Below are 16356 nucleotides of genomic sequence, written 5' to 3'. Positions count from 1 at the left end.
GGAAGCGTCCGGCGGGCGGATCAGGCCGCGATGCGGCCCTCCAGCGGAAAGACCTTTGCGGGGTTCATCAGCCAGGCCGGGTCGAACACCGCCCGCACCCGCATCTGCTGGGCGAGGTCTTCGGGCGCGTACTGCACCGTCATCAGGTCGCGCTTCTCGATGCCGACGCCGTGCTCGCCCGTGAGGCAGCCGCCCACCTCGACGCAGAGCTTGAGCATGTCCTCGCCCGCGGCCTCGGCCTTCTCCATCTCGCCGGGCGTGTTGATGTCGAACAGGATCAGGGGATGCAGGTTGCCGTCGCCCGCGTGGAAGACGTTGGCGCAGCGCAGGCCGTACTGGCGGGTGATCGCGCCGATGCGCTCCAGCACGTGGGAGAGCTGGCCGGTCGGGATCGTGCCGTCCATGCAGATGTAGTCGGAGATGCGGCCCGTCGCGCCGAAGGCGGACTTGCGGCCCTTCCAGATCGCGGCGCTCTCGGCCTCCGACTGCGACACCTTCAGGCTGGTCGGGTTGAAGGGCTTGGCGATCTCGACGATGCGCGCCAGCATCGCGTCGCATTCCTCGGGCGAGCCCTCGACCTCGATGATCAGCATCGCCTCCGCGTCGAGCGGGTAGCCGGCCTTGGCGAAGGCCTCGCAGATCGTGATGGCCTCGCGGTCCATGTACTCGATCGCCACCGGGATGATGCCCGCCCCGATGATCGCCGCCGTGCAGGCGCCCGCATCCTCCACCGAGCCGAAGCCCATCAGGGCCGGGCGCGCGCCCTCGGCGGCGCGCAGGATGCGCACGGTCGCCTCGGTGACGACGCCGAGCTGCCCCTCCGAGCCGCAGATCAGGCCGAGCAGGTCGTAGCCGCCGCTGTCGAGGTGCTCGCCGCCGACCTCCACCACCGTGCCGTCGACCAGCACCAGCGTGACGCCCATGAGGTTGTTGGTGGTGACGCCATACTTCAGGCAGTGCGCGCCGCCGGAATTCATCGCGATGTTCCCCGCGATGGTGCAGGCGAGCTGGCTCGACGGGTCGGGGGCGTAGAAGAAGCCCTCGTGCGCCACCGCCGCGCTGATGGCGAGGTTGGTGATGCCGGCCTGCACCCGGGCGGTGCGGTTGGCGAAGTCGAGCGACAGCACTTGGTTCATCTTGGCGACGCCGAGGATGACCGCGTCCTCCTGGGCGATCGCGCCGCCCGCGAGCGAGGTCCCGGCCCCGCGCGGCACCACCCGCACGCCCTGCTGGTGGCAGTAGCGCATGACCGCGGCCACCTCCTGGGTGGTCGAGGGAAGCACCACGGCGAGCGGCATCTTGCGGTAGGCGGTGAGCCCGTCCGTCTCGAAGGCGCGCCGCTCGTCCTCGCTGGTCACCAGGGCCTCCGGGGCCACGAGCGGGGCGAGGCCCGCGATGATCGCCTCGCGCCGCGCGAGGATATCCGGATCCGGGGACGGAAAGGCAATCGACATGGCACGGTCTCTGGCGTCACGACGGGTCGTCGGCAGGCAGGTCCCCGCGGGGCCTGACTCAAAGGTTCTTGGAGCCGTTATAACCCGGCGGACCGGCGGATGCACGGCCGCCGGGCGCAACGCCTTGCCGCAGCATGCACTTTCGTCCGATTGATTCGGCGCGCCGCGCAGCTTCTTTTCGCCGCACGCATCCGGGAGCGTCCGGCCGCGTTTTTTAGCTTTACCAGTTCTAGAGCTGGGCCATATCCCAGCCTGGCCGTCGAACGTGGCCTATCGGAGGGAACCTCATGCGTCACTTCATCCTCGGTGCCGCCCTCATGGCGCTCGCGCCCGCCGCCGCACAGGCGCAGGACGCCGCGGCCGGTGAGAAGGTGTTCGCCGCCTGCAAAGCCTGCCATGCCTTCGGCAAGAACGGCGTCGGCCCGGACCTCAAGGCCGTCATCGGCCGCAAGGCCGGCACCCACGAGGGCTACAACTACTCGGCGGCGATGAAGAACTCGGGCCTGACCTGGGACGACGCCACCTTCTCGGACTACATCAAGGACCCGAAGGGCAAGGTGGCCGGCAACAAGATGATCTATGCCGGCCTCAAGGACGACAAGAAGATCCAGGACCTGGTCGCCTACCTGAAGACCCAGCAGTAGGACGGAACGGCCGCGCGGGCGCAGTCCCGGAGGCCCCGCCGCGGCGGGGCCTCGTCGCGGGACAAGCCCGTCCGCGCCGCCCTCAGGAGCGCCCGAGCAGGTCGCCCATCCGCGCGGCGCGCCCCTGGTCGATGTGCCAGCGGGCATCGGCCACCTGCAGGCGCAGGCGATGGCGCCGCCAGCGGTGATAGAGGCGCAGCAGAGGCGCGGCGCGGGTGGCCTGTCGCTCGTGATGGGCGAGCCGGCGCAGCAGGCCCGGCAGGCAGGCGCTCGCCGCCTCGCCGGTGGCGATGTCGCCGGCCCGCACCTGACGGCGCAGTTCGGCGCGAAAATCCTCCCGGGACTCCTCCACGGCGCGATCCTCATGGACCTAGATTGGCATGGGCCGAGAGCGGCAGGGCCCGAGGATCGGTCCGGCCCGCCGCGTCGGTCAAGGCGCCGTCGTGTCGCAAACGAGTGCCGGACCGCGCACGTCCGATCGGAGAGGCCCACGCCGCGGCGCATCGCTCAAAGACCGACCACAAAAAAGGCCCTGCCAACCGGGGGGCGGCAGGGCCAGACGTCGACTTGGGGCCTCGGAAGCATCCCCGGCCTTCTTCTCCACCGATTCGAAGTTCGGATCGATTGAGAATGCGGCCTGAGGGCTGCGCCAACGCTCGGACAGTGCCGCCGTGCTGGTCGCTCCGCCTTCACAAAAGTAAAGTTCCAGCCTTAATTGTGTCGATCCGCGTACATGCCGGATCCCTCCCGGCCGCCGCCCTGGCGGCACTGGTATCATCAGCATACTGAAGGTCATCGCGCAGGCGATCAATCGCCCGTCATCTCGGCGTGTGAGCTCGCTTTGCGAGCCCCGTGAGCGCGGCGCTCGCGCGAGGTGATTCGACCGGGCCTACCGGGGCGGCGACCGCCGTACCGGCAGGGGCGGCGACCGCCGTCACCGGCCGGGGCGGCGACCGCCGTTGACGCGGCGCTCGTAGTGCTTGGCGACCCGCAGATGGCGCGAGATGGCGTAGTTCATCGCCGTGAGGAAGCCGTAGACGCCGCGCGCGAAGTGGCGGCGGCCGATATACGCCTTGAGGAAGTTCGCCGGCAGTTCGACGAAGACGCGCCAGGTCGGGATGGCGACGCCGCGGGCCGCGAGGTCGTCCGCCTGCTGGTCGGAATAGCGGTTGAGCTTGTCGAGCTGGTCGCCGAGCGAGCGCACCGAGAAGTGGTGGATCACGCCCCTGAGGCGGCGCGTCGGCGTGCCGGGGGCGAGGTCGACCCGGTCGTGCACCGGCGAGGGCGAGTAGCGCCCGCGGTCGCGGCGGTAGAGTCGCACCGGCCAGAGCGTGTAGGCCCAGGGGTGGGGGCGCGTCTCGCCGGGGAAGATCTCGGCGATGCCGAGCCGGTAGGCCGGGCAGGGTGGCTCGCCGCCCGCGAAGAGGCCGCGGATCTCGGCCGCGAGGTCGGGGGGCACCACCTCGTCGGCGTCGACGTTCAGCATCCAGACGTGGCGGCAGAGGTCCTCGGCGAAGCGCTTCTGCGGCCCGTAGCCCGGCCAGGGATTGTGCACCACGCGTGCGCCGAGCGAGGCGGCGAGCTCCTGGGTGCCGTCCGTCGAGCCCGAATCGACCACGATCACGTCGTCGCCGAGGTCCCGCACGGCCTCGATCGTGGCCCCGATCCGGTCGGCCTCGTTCTTGGCGATGATGAAGATGGAGAGCGGAAGCGGCGGGGCCATCGGACGCGGGGGAGGGCGGCGGGCGACGCCTCGCCGAGGAGACCGGAAACGCGTCTGGAGGGATGCGGCGGACCGCTGGCCCGCGGGCGCCTGCTTAGACCGAGCCCGGGGCCTGCGACAAGCGGCGGCGGCGCCACAGCCGGCCGGGAAGCCGGCGGCTCCCGCCGCGGCGCCCCATTCGTGCCGCATCCGCAGGGCTTCCCCCTCGTCGGGTCGGGAGGGCGAAGGGCGGCATGGCGGTCTGGTCACGGTTCGGTCGCGCGGGGCGCGGTGGGGCGCTCCTCCTCGTCGCGGGATGGCTCTCGGCCTGCGCCGGCACGCCCCGCGGGGTGCTGCTCCCCGTCGCCGCCACCGCACCGGGGACGAGCCGCGTCGAGATGCTGGTCGCCACGACCCGCAAGAGCGCCGCCGATCCGGGCGAACTGTATTCGGGGGAGCGCGCCGGCCTCTCCTTCACCGACATCGCGGTCTCGATTCCGCCGGACGCCGTGCGCGAGCCCGGCAGCGTGCAATGGCCCCGATCCCTGCCGGGCAACCCCGCCACGGATTTCGTGGCCCTCAAGACCGCACCCCTCGACCGGCTGGAGGCGAGCGAGCGCCTGCGCCGGGGCGGGCGCGGCGCCCAGCGGCCGGTGCTCGTCTTCGTGCACGGCTTCAACAACCGCTTCGAGGACGCGGTCTTCCGCTTCGCCCAGATCGTCCACGACACCCGTGCCGCGGTGACGCCGGTGCTGTTCACGTGGCCCTCGCGCGGGAGCGTGCTGGCCTACGGCTACGACCGGGAGAGCACCAACTACTCGCGCAACGCCCTGGAGGCGGTGCTGCGGCGCCTCGCGCAGAACCCGGAGGTCGGCGAGGTCACGGTGCTCGCCCACTCGATGGGCAACTGGCTGGTGCTCGAATCCCTGCGCCAGATGGCGATCCGCGACGGCCGCGTGCTGCCCAAGATCCGCAACGTCGTGCTGGCCGCCCCCGACGTGGACATGGACCTCGCCCGCGAGGCGTTTCGCGATATGGGGCCGAACCGGCCGCATCTCAGCCTGTTCGTGTCGCAGGACGACAAGGCGCTCGCCGCCTCGCGCCTCGTCTGGGGCAACGGCACGGCGCGGCTCGGCGCCATCGATCCCGAGGCGGAGCCCTACCGCAGCGAACTCGCCCGCGAGAACATCACGGTCCTCAACCTCACCGCCCTGCGCTCGGGCGATGCGCTCAACCACGGCAAGTTCGCGTCAAGCCCGCAACTGGTCCAAGTGCTCGGCACCCGCCTCGCGCAGGGCCAGACGATAACCGACGCGCGGGTCGGCCTCGGCGAACGCATCGTGCAGATGACCACCGGCGCGGCCGCCACCGTGGGCACCGCGGCGGGCCTCGCGGTCTCGGCGCCGGTCGCCGTGATGGATCCCCGGAGCCGCGACTCCTTCGGCGACCACCTCCAGAACCTCGGCCAGGGCCTCAGCGACACGGCGGGCGCCACCGTCGACCTCGCCCGCGAGCCGGGCCGCGCCCTCTCGGGGCGCTGAGCGGCCGTCTCGCTGCGCCCCTCCGGCATCGTGCCGACCGGCAGGGCCGGGTTGCCGCGCTGGTGTCCGGCCCCGAACGAGGGAACCGGACGTCTCCGCGCTCTCCAAAACCCACCCACGAGGCTGCGACGCAGCATCTCGGACGTGAAGGGACGAGGTCGCGAGCGGGGGCGGCCGGACGACGGACGCCGATCGGTCTCCGGGCGGCCGTCGCGTTGATCGGGCCAGGCCTCCGCCGGCATCCGTGATGGATCGCCGGCCGAGTGAACCGACAGACGCGGTTCCGCCGCGCTGATCGTCCTGCCTCATCGTTTCGCCGGCCCATCGGCGACGACGTCAGCGCAGAGGGTGAAGCCCCGTCCAACTCCGGGCTGCTCTGCCCCAAGGTTGCGATCCTGTCATTCGGAATCTGTGAGTGCTGCATGCGATTGCGATCATCGGTGTCACTCGTGCAACGACTCCCGGTCGGCATTCTGAAATCCTTGCGATTTTTACACTCGTGGTCATCTGCGGCAATGTGCGTCAAAACCGCTACGATTAACGATCTGTTAACCATTTGGGCCTAGTCTACCCACATAGATAGACTTCCCATGCACGCTTCGCGAATGGCGGGTTGGGGAAGCGATCGGGGCAGTCGCAGGCGATGAGCGGATACGAGACGAGGTCGACGGCAGCACGCCTCAAGGGCAGTGCGAAGCCCGAGCCATCTCTGAACGGCACCGGCATGATCGGAGATGCGAGCCGAACGGTCGGCGCGTCGACCGCGCGCAAGCGTGTCGCCCTGGGCGGTACTCTGTCGCGGCGACGATCGCGGCCGTGAGCCGCGATGGCAGCTGCGCGCTCCGCGTCGCGAACGACGGCGGGGCATCGGCACTGCTGCGGTGAATCGTGGCGGTGACGGCAGGGCCGCTGCCGGGGCCGCACGGCCATTCCCACCGCGACTGCAGAGTGCTCGGCCTCCCGCCCCCGGCCTCATTCGGAAACGCGCGGCGAGGTCATCCCGCCGCCGCCGGCGCCTCGGCCGAAGCATCGGCCGGCGCTGTCATCCCTGACGCCGCTGCCATCGATGCAGCGGGCCTCCTCGCACGATCTTCATCAACAGGTACGAGCCGATGACCGCGTCCAGAATCTTCGTCCAGTCCACCGATCGGGATCGTCGCGCGGGCGGGTATTTCGGCAGCGCGGTGACAGGGATCGAAGGCCGCGACGGCGAGGAAGCGTTCGCGCAGGCGCTCGACGGACCGAGCGGCATCCTGCGATCGATCCGCGGCACGGACGAGAGCGTCAGACGGATTCCGGGCGATCGCGCGCGGGCAGCGTCTCACAAGCCCGCGCTGCGCTCGGGTGAAGCCGAGATCCGCATCGCGTCGCGATCGACCGATCGCCGGGTGGCGACGGGCCGGCGCGAGGTCGCCTTCATCGACCAATCCGTCGACGGCTGGGAAGCCCTGGCGCGCGGCGTGTCGGACCGCGCCCGGGTCGTGCTGCTCGACGAAGGGCAGGACGGGCTGTCGCAGATCGCGGCCTGGGCCGTGGGACGGCCCGGGCACGACGCCGTCCACATCCTGTGCCACGCCACCCCCGGCGTCCTGCGGCTGGGCTGCGTGAGGCTCGATCGGGCGGCGCTGGCCGTCCGTGCCGACGAGATCCGCCGACTGGGGCAGTTGCTCAAGGCGGATGGCGACATCCTGCTCTACGGCTGCGAACTGGCCAAGGGCCCGGCCGGCGCGGCGTGGCTCGACGCCTTCGCCGACCTGGCGGAGGCCAATGTCGCCGCCTCGGTCACCCTGACCGGCGCGGCCCATCTGGGCGGCGATTTCACGCTCGCGGCCCGCATCGGCTCCGTCACGACACCGGGATTCGCCATTCCCGCCTTCCGCGGGGTGCTGGCCCCCAGCCCCGGCTATTCCTCGGCCATGGGCTATGTCGGTGAGAGCACCGTCACCATCCTGTTCGACCTTCCGCTGGACGAGGCCCATCCGCCTCTCCCCAACGCCTTCAACGTGCAGGTGAACGGCACGACGGTAGGGATCTCCGGCGTCTCCGTCGATGGTGCCGCCACGACGGTCACCCTGACGCTGGGATCCTTCATCTTGGTCGCCGGCGACATCGTCGACTTCACCTACACCGATCCGACGGTCGGCAACGACGTCGATGCCATCCAGGGAACCGCCGGCTCCGACGTCGCCGACTTCAACCACAGCACCGTCGTCGCCATCAGCCGTCCGGTGGCGCCGGCCTTCGTCGGTGCAGCGGTGACCGGCACCTCGCTGGTGCTGACCTACGACACCGCGCTGGATGCGGCCCATGCGCCGGCGGCCGGGGCCTTCACGGTCACGGTCGGCGGCAACGCCGTCTCGGTGACCGGCGTCGCGGTGGACGGCCCGGGCAAGACCGTCACGCTCACGCTGGCCCAGGCGGTGAGCCAGGGTCAGGCGGTGACGGTGGCGTATGCCGATCCGACCGGTGGCGACGACGCCAGCGCCCTGCAGGGCACGTCCGGCACCGACGCGGCCAGCCTCCCGGCCACGGGCGTCACCAACCTCACGGGCCAACCGGCTTCTCAGCGATTCGTGTTCAGCGCCAATGATGGCGCTACGGGTGCCGAACTCTGGGTGACAGACGGGACCGAGGCCGGCACCACGCGCCTCAAGGACATCAATCCCGGAGGGAACGGCTCCGGTGCCGCCAATTTCACGGCGCTCGGCAACGGCAAGGCCGTGTTCAGCGCGAGCGATACCGCGGGCAACGAGCTCTGGGTGACGGACGGAACTGCGGCCGGCACCAGCCGCGTCAAGGACATCTACGCCGGAGCGACCAGTTCCGGTCCTGCCAATTTCACGGCGCTCGGCAACGGCCAGACCGTGTTCAGCGCCAATGATGGCGCTACGGGCAGCGAACTCTGGGTGACGGACGGGACCGCGGACGGCACCACACGCGTCAAGGACATCAATCCCGGAGCGGGCGGCTCCACTCCTTTGGCTTTCACGGCGCTCGGCAACGGCAAGGCCGTGTTCAGGGCCGCCGACGCCAGCACGGGTGCCGAACTCTGGGTGACGAACGGGACCGAGGCTGGCACCTCACGCGTCAAGGACATCAATCCCGGAGTGACCGGCTCCGGACTTGCCGGTTTCATGGCGCTCGGCAACGGCAAGGTCCTGTTCAGCGCCAGTGATGGCACCGCGGGCAACGAGCTCTGGGTGACGGACGGGACCGAGACCGGCACCAGCCGCGTCAAGGACATCGTTGCCGGAACGACCGGTTCCAATCCTACCGGTTTCACGGCGCTCGGCAACGGCAAGGCCGTGTTCAGCGCCAATGATGTCACCATGGGTTATGAACTCTGGGTGACTGACGGGACCGAAGCCGGCACCACGCGAGTCAAGGACATCAGAGCCGGAACGGGCAGCTCCCTTCCTTCAAATTTCATGACGCTCGGCAACGGCAAGGTCCTGTTCAGAGCCGATGATGGCACCACGGGTGGCGAACTCTGGGTGACGGATGGAACCGAGGCCGGCACCAGCCGCGTCAAGGACATCTATGCCGGAGCGATCAGTTCCGGTGCTGCCATTTTCACGGCGCTCGGCAACGGCAAGGCCGTGTTCAACGCCAATGACGGCATCACGGGCAGCGAACTCTGGGTGACGGATGGAACCGAGGCCGGCACCAGCCGCGTCAAGGACATCAATTCTGGAGCGAACGGCTCCGCGCCTGTCAGGTTCACGGCGCTCGGCAACGGCAAGGCCCTGTTCAGCGCCGATGATGGCACCGCGGGTCCCGAGCTCTGGGTGACGGACGGGACCGAGGCCGGCACCACGCGCCTCAAGGACATCAATCCCGGAACGACCGGTTCCGCTCCGTCCATTGCCGTCGCGGTGACCGCGCCCGCCGACACGACGCCGCCGGTGATCAGCGCGGTGAGCATCCCCAATCAGCCGATGAAGGCCGGCGACACGGTGACGGCGACGATCACCGTGGCAAGCGACAGCGACACCTACACGCTGGGCGCCGGCAGCACGGTCGCCGGCTTCGCGCTGGGCAACCTGACCAGGGTCAACGCCACCACCTACACGGCGGGCTTCACGGTGGCGGCCGGCCAGGACGTGGCGGCGGGCGCCGACCTGCCGGTGAACCTCGTGCTGACCGACACGGCGGGCAACTCGAGCGCCGCCTACACCACCGCCATCGTCCAGGGCCAGGACGGCATCGACGCCACGCCGCCGAGCCATGTCTCGGCGGCGGTGACGGGCGCGTCGCTGGTGCTGACCTACTCGGAGGCGCTGGACGCCGCCCACGCGCCGGCGGCGAATGCCTTCACGGTCACGGTCGGCGGCAGCGCGGTCTCGGTGACCGGCGTGGCGGTGGACGGCTTGGCCAAGACGGTCACGCTCACGCTGGCCCAGGCGGTTCAACATGGTCAGGCGGTGACGGTGGCGTATGCCGACCCGAGCGGCTGGGCAACCTCATCAAGGTCAACGCCACCACCTACACGGCGAGCTTCACGGTGGCGGCCGGCCAGGACGTGGCGGCGGGCAGCGACCTGCCGGTGAACTTGGTGCTGACCGACACGGCCGGCAATGCCAGCGCCGCCTACACCACCGCCATCGCCCAGAGCCAGGACGGCATCGACGCCACGCCGCCGAGCCATGTCTCGGCAGCGGTGACGGGTGCGTCGCTGGTGCTGACCTACGCGGAGGCGCTGGATGGCACGAACATCCCGGCGGTGAATGCCTTCACGGTCACGGTCGGCGGCAGCGCCGTCTCGGTGACCAATGTTGCGGTGGACGGCCCGGGCAAGACGGTCACGCTCACGCTGGCCCAGGCGGTGCAGCATGGGCAGGCGGTGACGGTGGCGTATGCCGATCCGACCAGCGGCGACGATGTCAGCGCCCTGCAGGACGTGTCCGGCAACGATGCGGCCAGCCTGCCTGCCACGGCCGTCACCAACCTCACGGTCCAGGCGGCCCCTCAGAGATTCGTGTTCGGCGCCGATGATGGCACCATGGGATACGAACTCTGGGTGACGGACGGGACCGAGGCCGGCACCACGCGCGTCAAGGACATCAATCCCGGAACGAACGGCTCCTCTCCTTCCGATCTCACGGCGCTCGGGACCGGCAAGGCCGTGTTCAGCGCCAATGACGGCACCGCGGGCAACGAACTCTGGGTGACCGATGGGACGGCCGCCGGCACCACGCGCGTCAAGGACATCAATGCCGGAGCGGGCAACTCCGCTCCTTATGGTTTCAGGGCGCTCGGGAACGGCAAGGCCGTGTTCATCGCCGATGATGGCACCGCGGGCAACGAGGTCTGGGTGACGGATGGGACCGAGACCGGCACCACGCGCGTCAAGGACATCGTTGCCGGAGCGGATAGCTCCTCTCCTTCCAATCTCACGGCGCTCGGGAACGGCAAGGCCGTGTTCAGCGCCTCTGACGGCACCGCGGGCAGCGAACTCTGGGTGACGGACGGGAGCGAGGCCGGCACCAGCCGCGTCAAGGACATCAGAGCCGGAGTGGGCGGCTCCGCTCCTGCCAATTTCATGGCGCTCGGGAACGGCAAGGCCGTGTTCATCGCCGATGATGGCACAACGGGTTACGAGATCTGGGTGACGGACGGGAGCGAGGCCGGCACCAGCCGCGTCAAGGACATCCGATCCGGACCGGGCGGCTCCTCTCCTGCCAATTTCATGGCGCTCGGTAACGGCACGGCCCTGTTCAGGGCCAGCGATGGCCCCACGGACAGCGAACTCTGGGTGACGGACGGGACCGAGGGCGGCACCACGCGCGTCAAGGACATCAGAGCCGGAACGATCGGCTCCACTCCTTCCAGCTTCACGGCGCTCGGCAACGGCAAGGTCCTGTTCAGGGCCAATGACGGCACGACGGGTATCGAGCTCTGGGTGACGGACGGAACGGCAACCGGCACCTCGCGCGTCAAGGACATCAATCCCGGAGCGACCGGCTCCGCTCCTGACAATTTCACGGTGCTCGGCAACGGCAAGGCCGTGTTCAGCGCCAGCGATGGCACCGCGGGCAACGAGGTCTGGGTGACGGACGGGACCGAGGCCGGCACCACGCGCCTCAAGGACATCTATGCCGGAGGAGGCGGCTCCGCTCCTTATGGTTTCACGGCGCTCGGCAACGGCAGAGCCATGTTCACCGCCGATGATGGCACCGCGGGTCCCGAGCTCTGGGTGACGGACGGGACCGAAGCCGGCACCACGCGCCTCAAGGACATCAATCCCGGAGGGAACGGCTCCTTTCCGTCCAGCGCTGTCGCGGTGACCGCGCCCGCCGACACGACGCCGCCGGCGATCACCGCGGTGAGCATCCCCGACCAGCCGATGAAGGCCGGCGACACGGTGACGGCGACGATCACCGTGGCAAGCGACAGCGACACCTACACGCTGGGCGCCGGCAGCACGGTTGCCGGCTTCGCGCTCGGCAACCTGACCAGGGTCAACGCCACCACCTACACGGCGAGCTTCACGGTGGCGGCGGGCCAGGACGTGGCGGTGGGCGCCGACCTGCCGGTGAACCTCGTGCTGACCGACACGGCCGGCAATGCCAGCGCCGCCTACACCACCGCCATCGTTCAGGGCCAGGACGGCATCGACGCTACGGCGCCGGCCTTCGTCGGCGCGGCGGTGACGGGCGCGTCGCTGGTGCTGACCTACGCGGAGGCGCTGGATGCGGCCCACGCGCCGGCGGCGAATGCCTTCACGGTCATGGTCGGCGGCAGCGCCCTCTCGGTCACCAATGTTGCGGTGGACGGCTTGGCCAAGACGGTCACGCTCACGCTGGCCCAGGCGGTTCAGCATGGGCAGGCGGTGACGGTGGCGTATGCCGATCCGAGCGGCGGCGACGATGCCAGCGCCCTGCAGGACGTGCTGGGCAACGACGCGGCCAGCCTCCCCGGAACGGGCGTCACCAACCTCACGCCCGCCGCCGACACGACGCCGCCGACGATCAGCGCGGTGAGCATCCCCGACCAGCCGGCCAAGGTCGGCGACACGGTGACGGCGACGATCACCGTGGCGGCGGACAGCGACACCTACACGCTGGGGGCGGGCAGCACGGTCGACGGCTTCGCGCTGGGCAACCTCACCAAGGTCAACGCCACCACCTACACGGCAACCTTCGCGGTGACCGCGGACGGTCGGCGCACGGGCGACCGGGCGGCGAACCAGGACGTCCCGGTCGACATCGTCCTCGTGGACGGCGCCGGCAACGCCACTACCCCCTACGTCACCGCGATCAGCCAGACCAACGACCGCATCGACGCCAACGCCGCGCCGAGTCTGCCGGTGCCGGCCACGCCGCCGACCCTGGTCGACACGGCGGCCGCCGATGCCTTCCCGATGGTGACCGGGCAACTGGCCGCGACGGATCTGGAGGGCGACACGCTGACCTATTCGGTCGCCGGCTCGCAAAATTCGCCTGTGCAGCACGGCCGCGCCACGCTGAGCAACGGGATCACCTACGACACGTGGTCCACCGGTGCCGGCGGAACCTCCTACGTCAACAGCCAGACCGGTGCCTACGCCTTCGTGTTCGATGCGGCGCTCCTGAACGGCCGGCCGGCGGGGTCGTTGCAGAGCACCAGCACCTTCAGCGTCTCCGACGGCAACCGGAGCGTCTCGCAGGCGATCACCCTCAGCTTCACGGGTGCGAACGACAGCCCGATCCTGTCCGGCAACATCCGCCGCCTGGCCCGCATCGACCAGGGCATCGCCGATGCCTCCAACGCCGGGACGACCGTCACGGCCATGCTGGCCTCCGCCGGCACGGCCACCGACGCCGAGTCCGACGTCCCTCTGGGCGTCGCCATCACCGGGGTCACCAACACCCACGGCGTCTGGCAGTCGCGCATCGGCAGCGGCTCCTGGGCCGACATTCCGGCCGGGTCGTCCGACGGCGCCGCTCTGCTGCTCGCCGGGTCGGACCGCATCCGCTTCGTGCCGAGCGGGTCCGGCTTCACCAACACCGAGACCGGCGGCATCACGTTCAAGGCGTGGGACCGGACCAGCGGCACCGCGGGCAGCACCGTCGACGCCGCCGGCGACTCCGCCTTCAGCACGGCCAGCGCCACGGCGACGATCACCGCCGATGCCGTGCCGACCCTGACCGCGACCGGCGGCCGCGCGGTCTTCGGCATCGGAGCGTCGTCTCCCACCCGCCTGTTCGGCGGCGTCGCAGCCTCGACCGTCGAGGCGGGACAGAGCTTCCGCGGCGCGGTGTTCACCGTCAGCGGCGTGGTGGACGCGACGGAGGTCCTGCGCATCGGCGGAACCGACATCGCCCTGGTCGGGGGCACCAACGGCACCCTGACCGGACTGGGAGCCGCGGGCGGCGATGCCGGCGTGACGGTTTCGGTGATGGGCGGCGTCGCCACCGTGACCGTCGATGGTCTGGAGCGCGACGACGCCCAGATGAGCGCGCTGCTGGGCGGCCTCGCCTACAGGAACTCCAGCTTTGCGGCGACCCCGGGCAACCGCGTGATCGCCATCGCCGGCCTGACCGACAGCGGCGGCGCGACCGGTACGGCGTCCATCACCGGCGTGAGCACCGTGGTGGCCGTGGCCGACGTGACGCCCCCCACGGGGCCGGCGATCACCAGCGCAGCCCTGAGCAACAGCGCCGCGCCGATCCTCTCCGGCACGGCGGAGGCGGGCAGCCGGGTGGGCGTCACGGTGGGCGGGGCGACCTACGCCGTCACGGCCGTGGGCGGAACGTGGTCGCTCGACCTCGCCACCGCCGCGCCGGTGAGCGGTGTGCTGAACCTCCACCGCAACGGCGCCAACGCCGTCTCGGTCACCGCCACCGACGCCGCCGGCAATGTTTCCGCGGCCGGCACGCAGACGCTGGTCATCGACACGACCCGCCCCAACGCGCCGGTGGTGACGACGACCCTGAGCAACAGTGCCGCGCCGATCCTCGCCGGCACGGCGGAGGCGGGCAGCCGGGTGGGCGTCGCGGTGGGCGGGGCGACCTACGCCGTCACGGCCGCGGGCGGAACGTGGTCGCTGGACCTCGCCACCACCGTGCCGGTGAGCGGTGCGCTGACCCTCGACCGCAACGGCGCCAACGCCGTGTCGGTCACCGCCACCGATGCCGCCGGCAATGTTTCCGCGGCCGACACGCAGACGCTGGTCGTCGACACGACCCGCCCTGACGCGCCCGCGGTCACCAGCGCTGCCCTGAGCAACAGCGCCGCGCCGATCCTCGCCGGCACGGCGGAGGCGGGCAGCAGGGTCGGCATCACGGTGGGCGGAGCGTCCTACGCCGTCACCGCCGCGGGCGGAGCGTGGTCGCTCGACCTCGCCACCGCCGCGCCGGTGAGCGGCGTGTTGACCCTCGACCGCAACGGCGCCAACGCCGTGTCGGTCACCGCCACCGACGCCGCCGGCAACGTCTCTGCGGCTGGCACGCAGACGCTGATCATCGACACGACCGGTCCCAGCGCGCCAGCGGTGCCGACGCCCCCGAGCAACGGGCCCACCCCGCCGATCGCCGGCACCGTCGACGGTGCCACCGTCGACACGGCGGTCACCACCGGTTCCGACGGCAGCCCCATCGTCACCGTGACCATCGCCGCGACCGATGCCAGCCGCGTCGAGGACCGCACCACCGCCAATGCCGATTTCGCCGACGTGCCGGTGGTGCGCGAGACCATCCTCGATCCGCTGACCGGCCAGGCCACCAGCGTCGCCATCCTGACGGTCAGCGTCCCCACCGGGGTGGGCGTCGTCGCCACGGGCAGCGCCGGCCGGCAGACGGCCGAGCAGGCCCAGACCGGGCTGACCGGCCTGATCGCCGCCATCCAGGCCCGCACCGACCAGGGCACGGCCGCGCGCACCGATCTGACCGGCGGCGGTTCGGGCTTCCTCGCCGAGCTGCCCGCGCAGGCCCAACTCCTCGTCCGCACCATCGCCGTCAGCGCGCCCGGCGTGGCGCCCGGGCAGCCGGTGCAGCTGCGGGTGAGCGGCAACACCCTGGGCGGCACCGGCAGCACGATGCCGACCGCCATCGTGTTCGACACCACGGCGGTGTCGGGCCCGGTGACCATCCGGCTCGACAACGTCGATTTCGCCGCGGTGGTGGGCAACGCCACGCTGGTGGGAGGCGACGGCCGGCAGGTCGTCTACGGTGACGGCAACCAGCAGTACCTGTATCTCGGCGCTGACGACGACATCCTGCATGGCGGCGGCGGCAACGATACGGTGGCCAGCGCCGGCGGCAACGACACGCTGTTCGGCGACCAGGGCGACGACAGCGTGCTGGGCGGCGACGGCGACGACCGGCTGTTCGGCGGGACGGGCCGCGACACGGTCTTCGGCGAGCTGGGCGACGACGTGCTGTTCGGCCAGGACGACGACGACTTCGTCGGGGCCGGGTCGGGCAACGACTTCGCGTCGGGCGGCTACGGCAACGACGAGGTGCACGGCGAGGACGGCGACGACCTGCTTTTTGGCGACGAGGGCCGCGACGGGGTCTACGGCGAGGCCGGCAACGACCGGGTCCATGGCGGCACGGGCGGCGACTTCCTGTTCGGCGGCGACGGCAACGACGCGGTGCTCGGCGAGGGCGGCGACGATCTGGTCCGGGGCGACGCGAGCGACGACGCCCTGTCGGGCGGCGAGGGGAACGACCTGCTGTCGGGCGATGCCGGGAGCGACCTGCTGTTCGGCAATGCCGGGAACGACGAGCTGATCGGCGGCGACGGCCGCGACCGGTTCGCGTTCGGGCGCGGCGACGGGCACGACGTGATCCGGGACTTCGTGACCAGCGGCGCGGAGGCGGACACGATCGCCTTCAACGGCGGGGCGTTCACGCGCTTCGAGGAGGTGCAGGCGGCGGTCCGGCAGGTCGGAGACGACGCGGTGATCGATTACGGCGACGGCGACACGGTGACGCTACGGAACGTGCAGGCAGCGAGCCTGACGGCAGCGAACGTCACCTTCTCCTGAGGCGCGCGGGGGTCCGAGGCCCCTGACGAGGGGCCTCGGGACC

7 protein-coding genes are annotated in these 16356 nt (G+C 70.8%); 4 read left to right on the top strand and 3 right to left on the bottom strand.

What is annotated here, in order from left to right:
* Nucleotides 1-20: 20 nt before the first annotated feature.
* On the bottom strand, nt 21-1454 hold the full coding sequence (locus ACKUB9_RS20210) for an FAD-linked oxidase C-terminal domain-containing protein (RefSeq protein WP_407523958.1): 1434 nt from the start codon (nt 1452-1454) through the stop codon (nt 21-23).
* A gap of 287 nt (nt 1455-1741) precedes the next feature.
* Here ACKUB9_RS20210 and ACKUB9_RS20205 point away from each other — a divergent pair, with 287 nt between their 5' ends.
* Entirely contained in the window at nt 1742-2098 is a 357-nt protein-coding gene (locus ACKUB9_RS20205) for a c-type cytochrome (RefSeq protein WP_407523956.1), read from the top strand.
* An 82-nt stretch (nt 2099-2180) separates the two neighbouring features.
* On the opposite strand, the gene ACKUB9_RS20200 is transcribed toward ACKUB9_RS20205, so the two are convergent.
* Both ACKUB9_RS20200 and ACKUB9_RS20195 read right to left on the bottom strand, forming a co-directional pair.
* Complete coding sequence (locus ACKUB9_RS20200) at nt 2181-2450, bottom strand: hypothetical protein (protein ID WP_407523954.1); 270 nt, start codon at nt 2448-2450, stop codon at nt 2181-2183.
* Between the two features lie 582 nt (nt 2451-3032).
* A complete protein-coding gene (locus tag ACKUB9_RS20195; RefSeq protein WP_407523952.1) occupies nt 3033-3821 on the bottom strand; it encodes a glycosyltransferase family 2 protein in 789 nt (262 codons plus the stop codon).
* Between the two features lie 233 nt (nt 3822-4054).
* Between ACKUB9_RS20195 and ACKUB9_RS20190 the strand changes: the two genes are divergently transcribed.
* The 3 genes from ACKUB9_RS20190 (at nt 4055) to ACKUB9_RS20180 (ending at nt 16313) form a co-directional block, all read left to right on the top strand.
* Complete coding sequence (locus ACKUB9_RS20190) at nt 4055-5341, top strand: alpha/beta hydrolase (RefSeq protein WP_407523950.1); 1287 nt, start codon at nt 4055-4057, stop codon at nt 5339-5341.
* 1112 nt (nt 5342-6453) lie between these two features.
* The gene (locus ACKUB9_RS20185; RefSeq protein ID WP_410825878.1) at nt 6454-9891 is read left to right on the top strand and encodes an ELWxxDGT repeat protein; all 3438 of its coding nucleotides are present in this window, start codon (nt 6454-6456) and stop codon (nt 9889-9891) included.
* Entirely contained in the window at nt 9846-16313 is a 6468-nt protein-coding gene (locus tag ACKUB9_RS20180) for an ELWxxDGT repeat protein (protein WP_410823537.1), read from the top strand. The genes ACKUB9_RS20185 and ACKUB9_RS20180 overlap by 46 nt, the downstream gene beginning before the upstream one ends.
* The last annotated feature ends 43 nt before the right edge of the window (nt 16314-16356 follow it).

This window comes from Methylobacterium oryzisoli (assembly GCF_046557895.1).
GTDB lineage: Bacteria > Pseudomonadota > Alphaproteobacteria > Rhizobiales > Beijerinckiaceae > Methylobacterium > Methylobacterium oryzisoli.
This window is presented reverse-complemented; position numbering and strand designations above follow the sequence as displayed.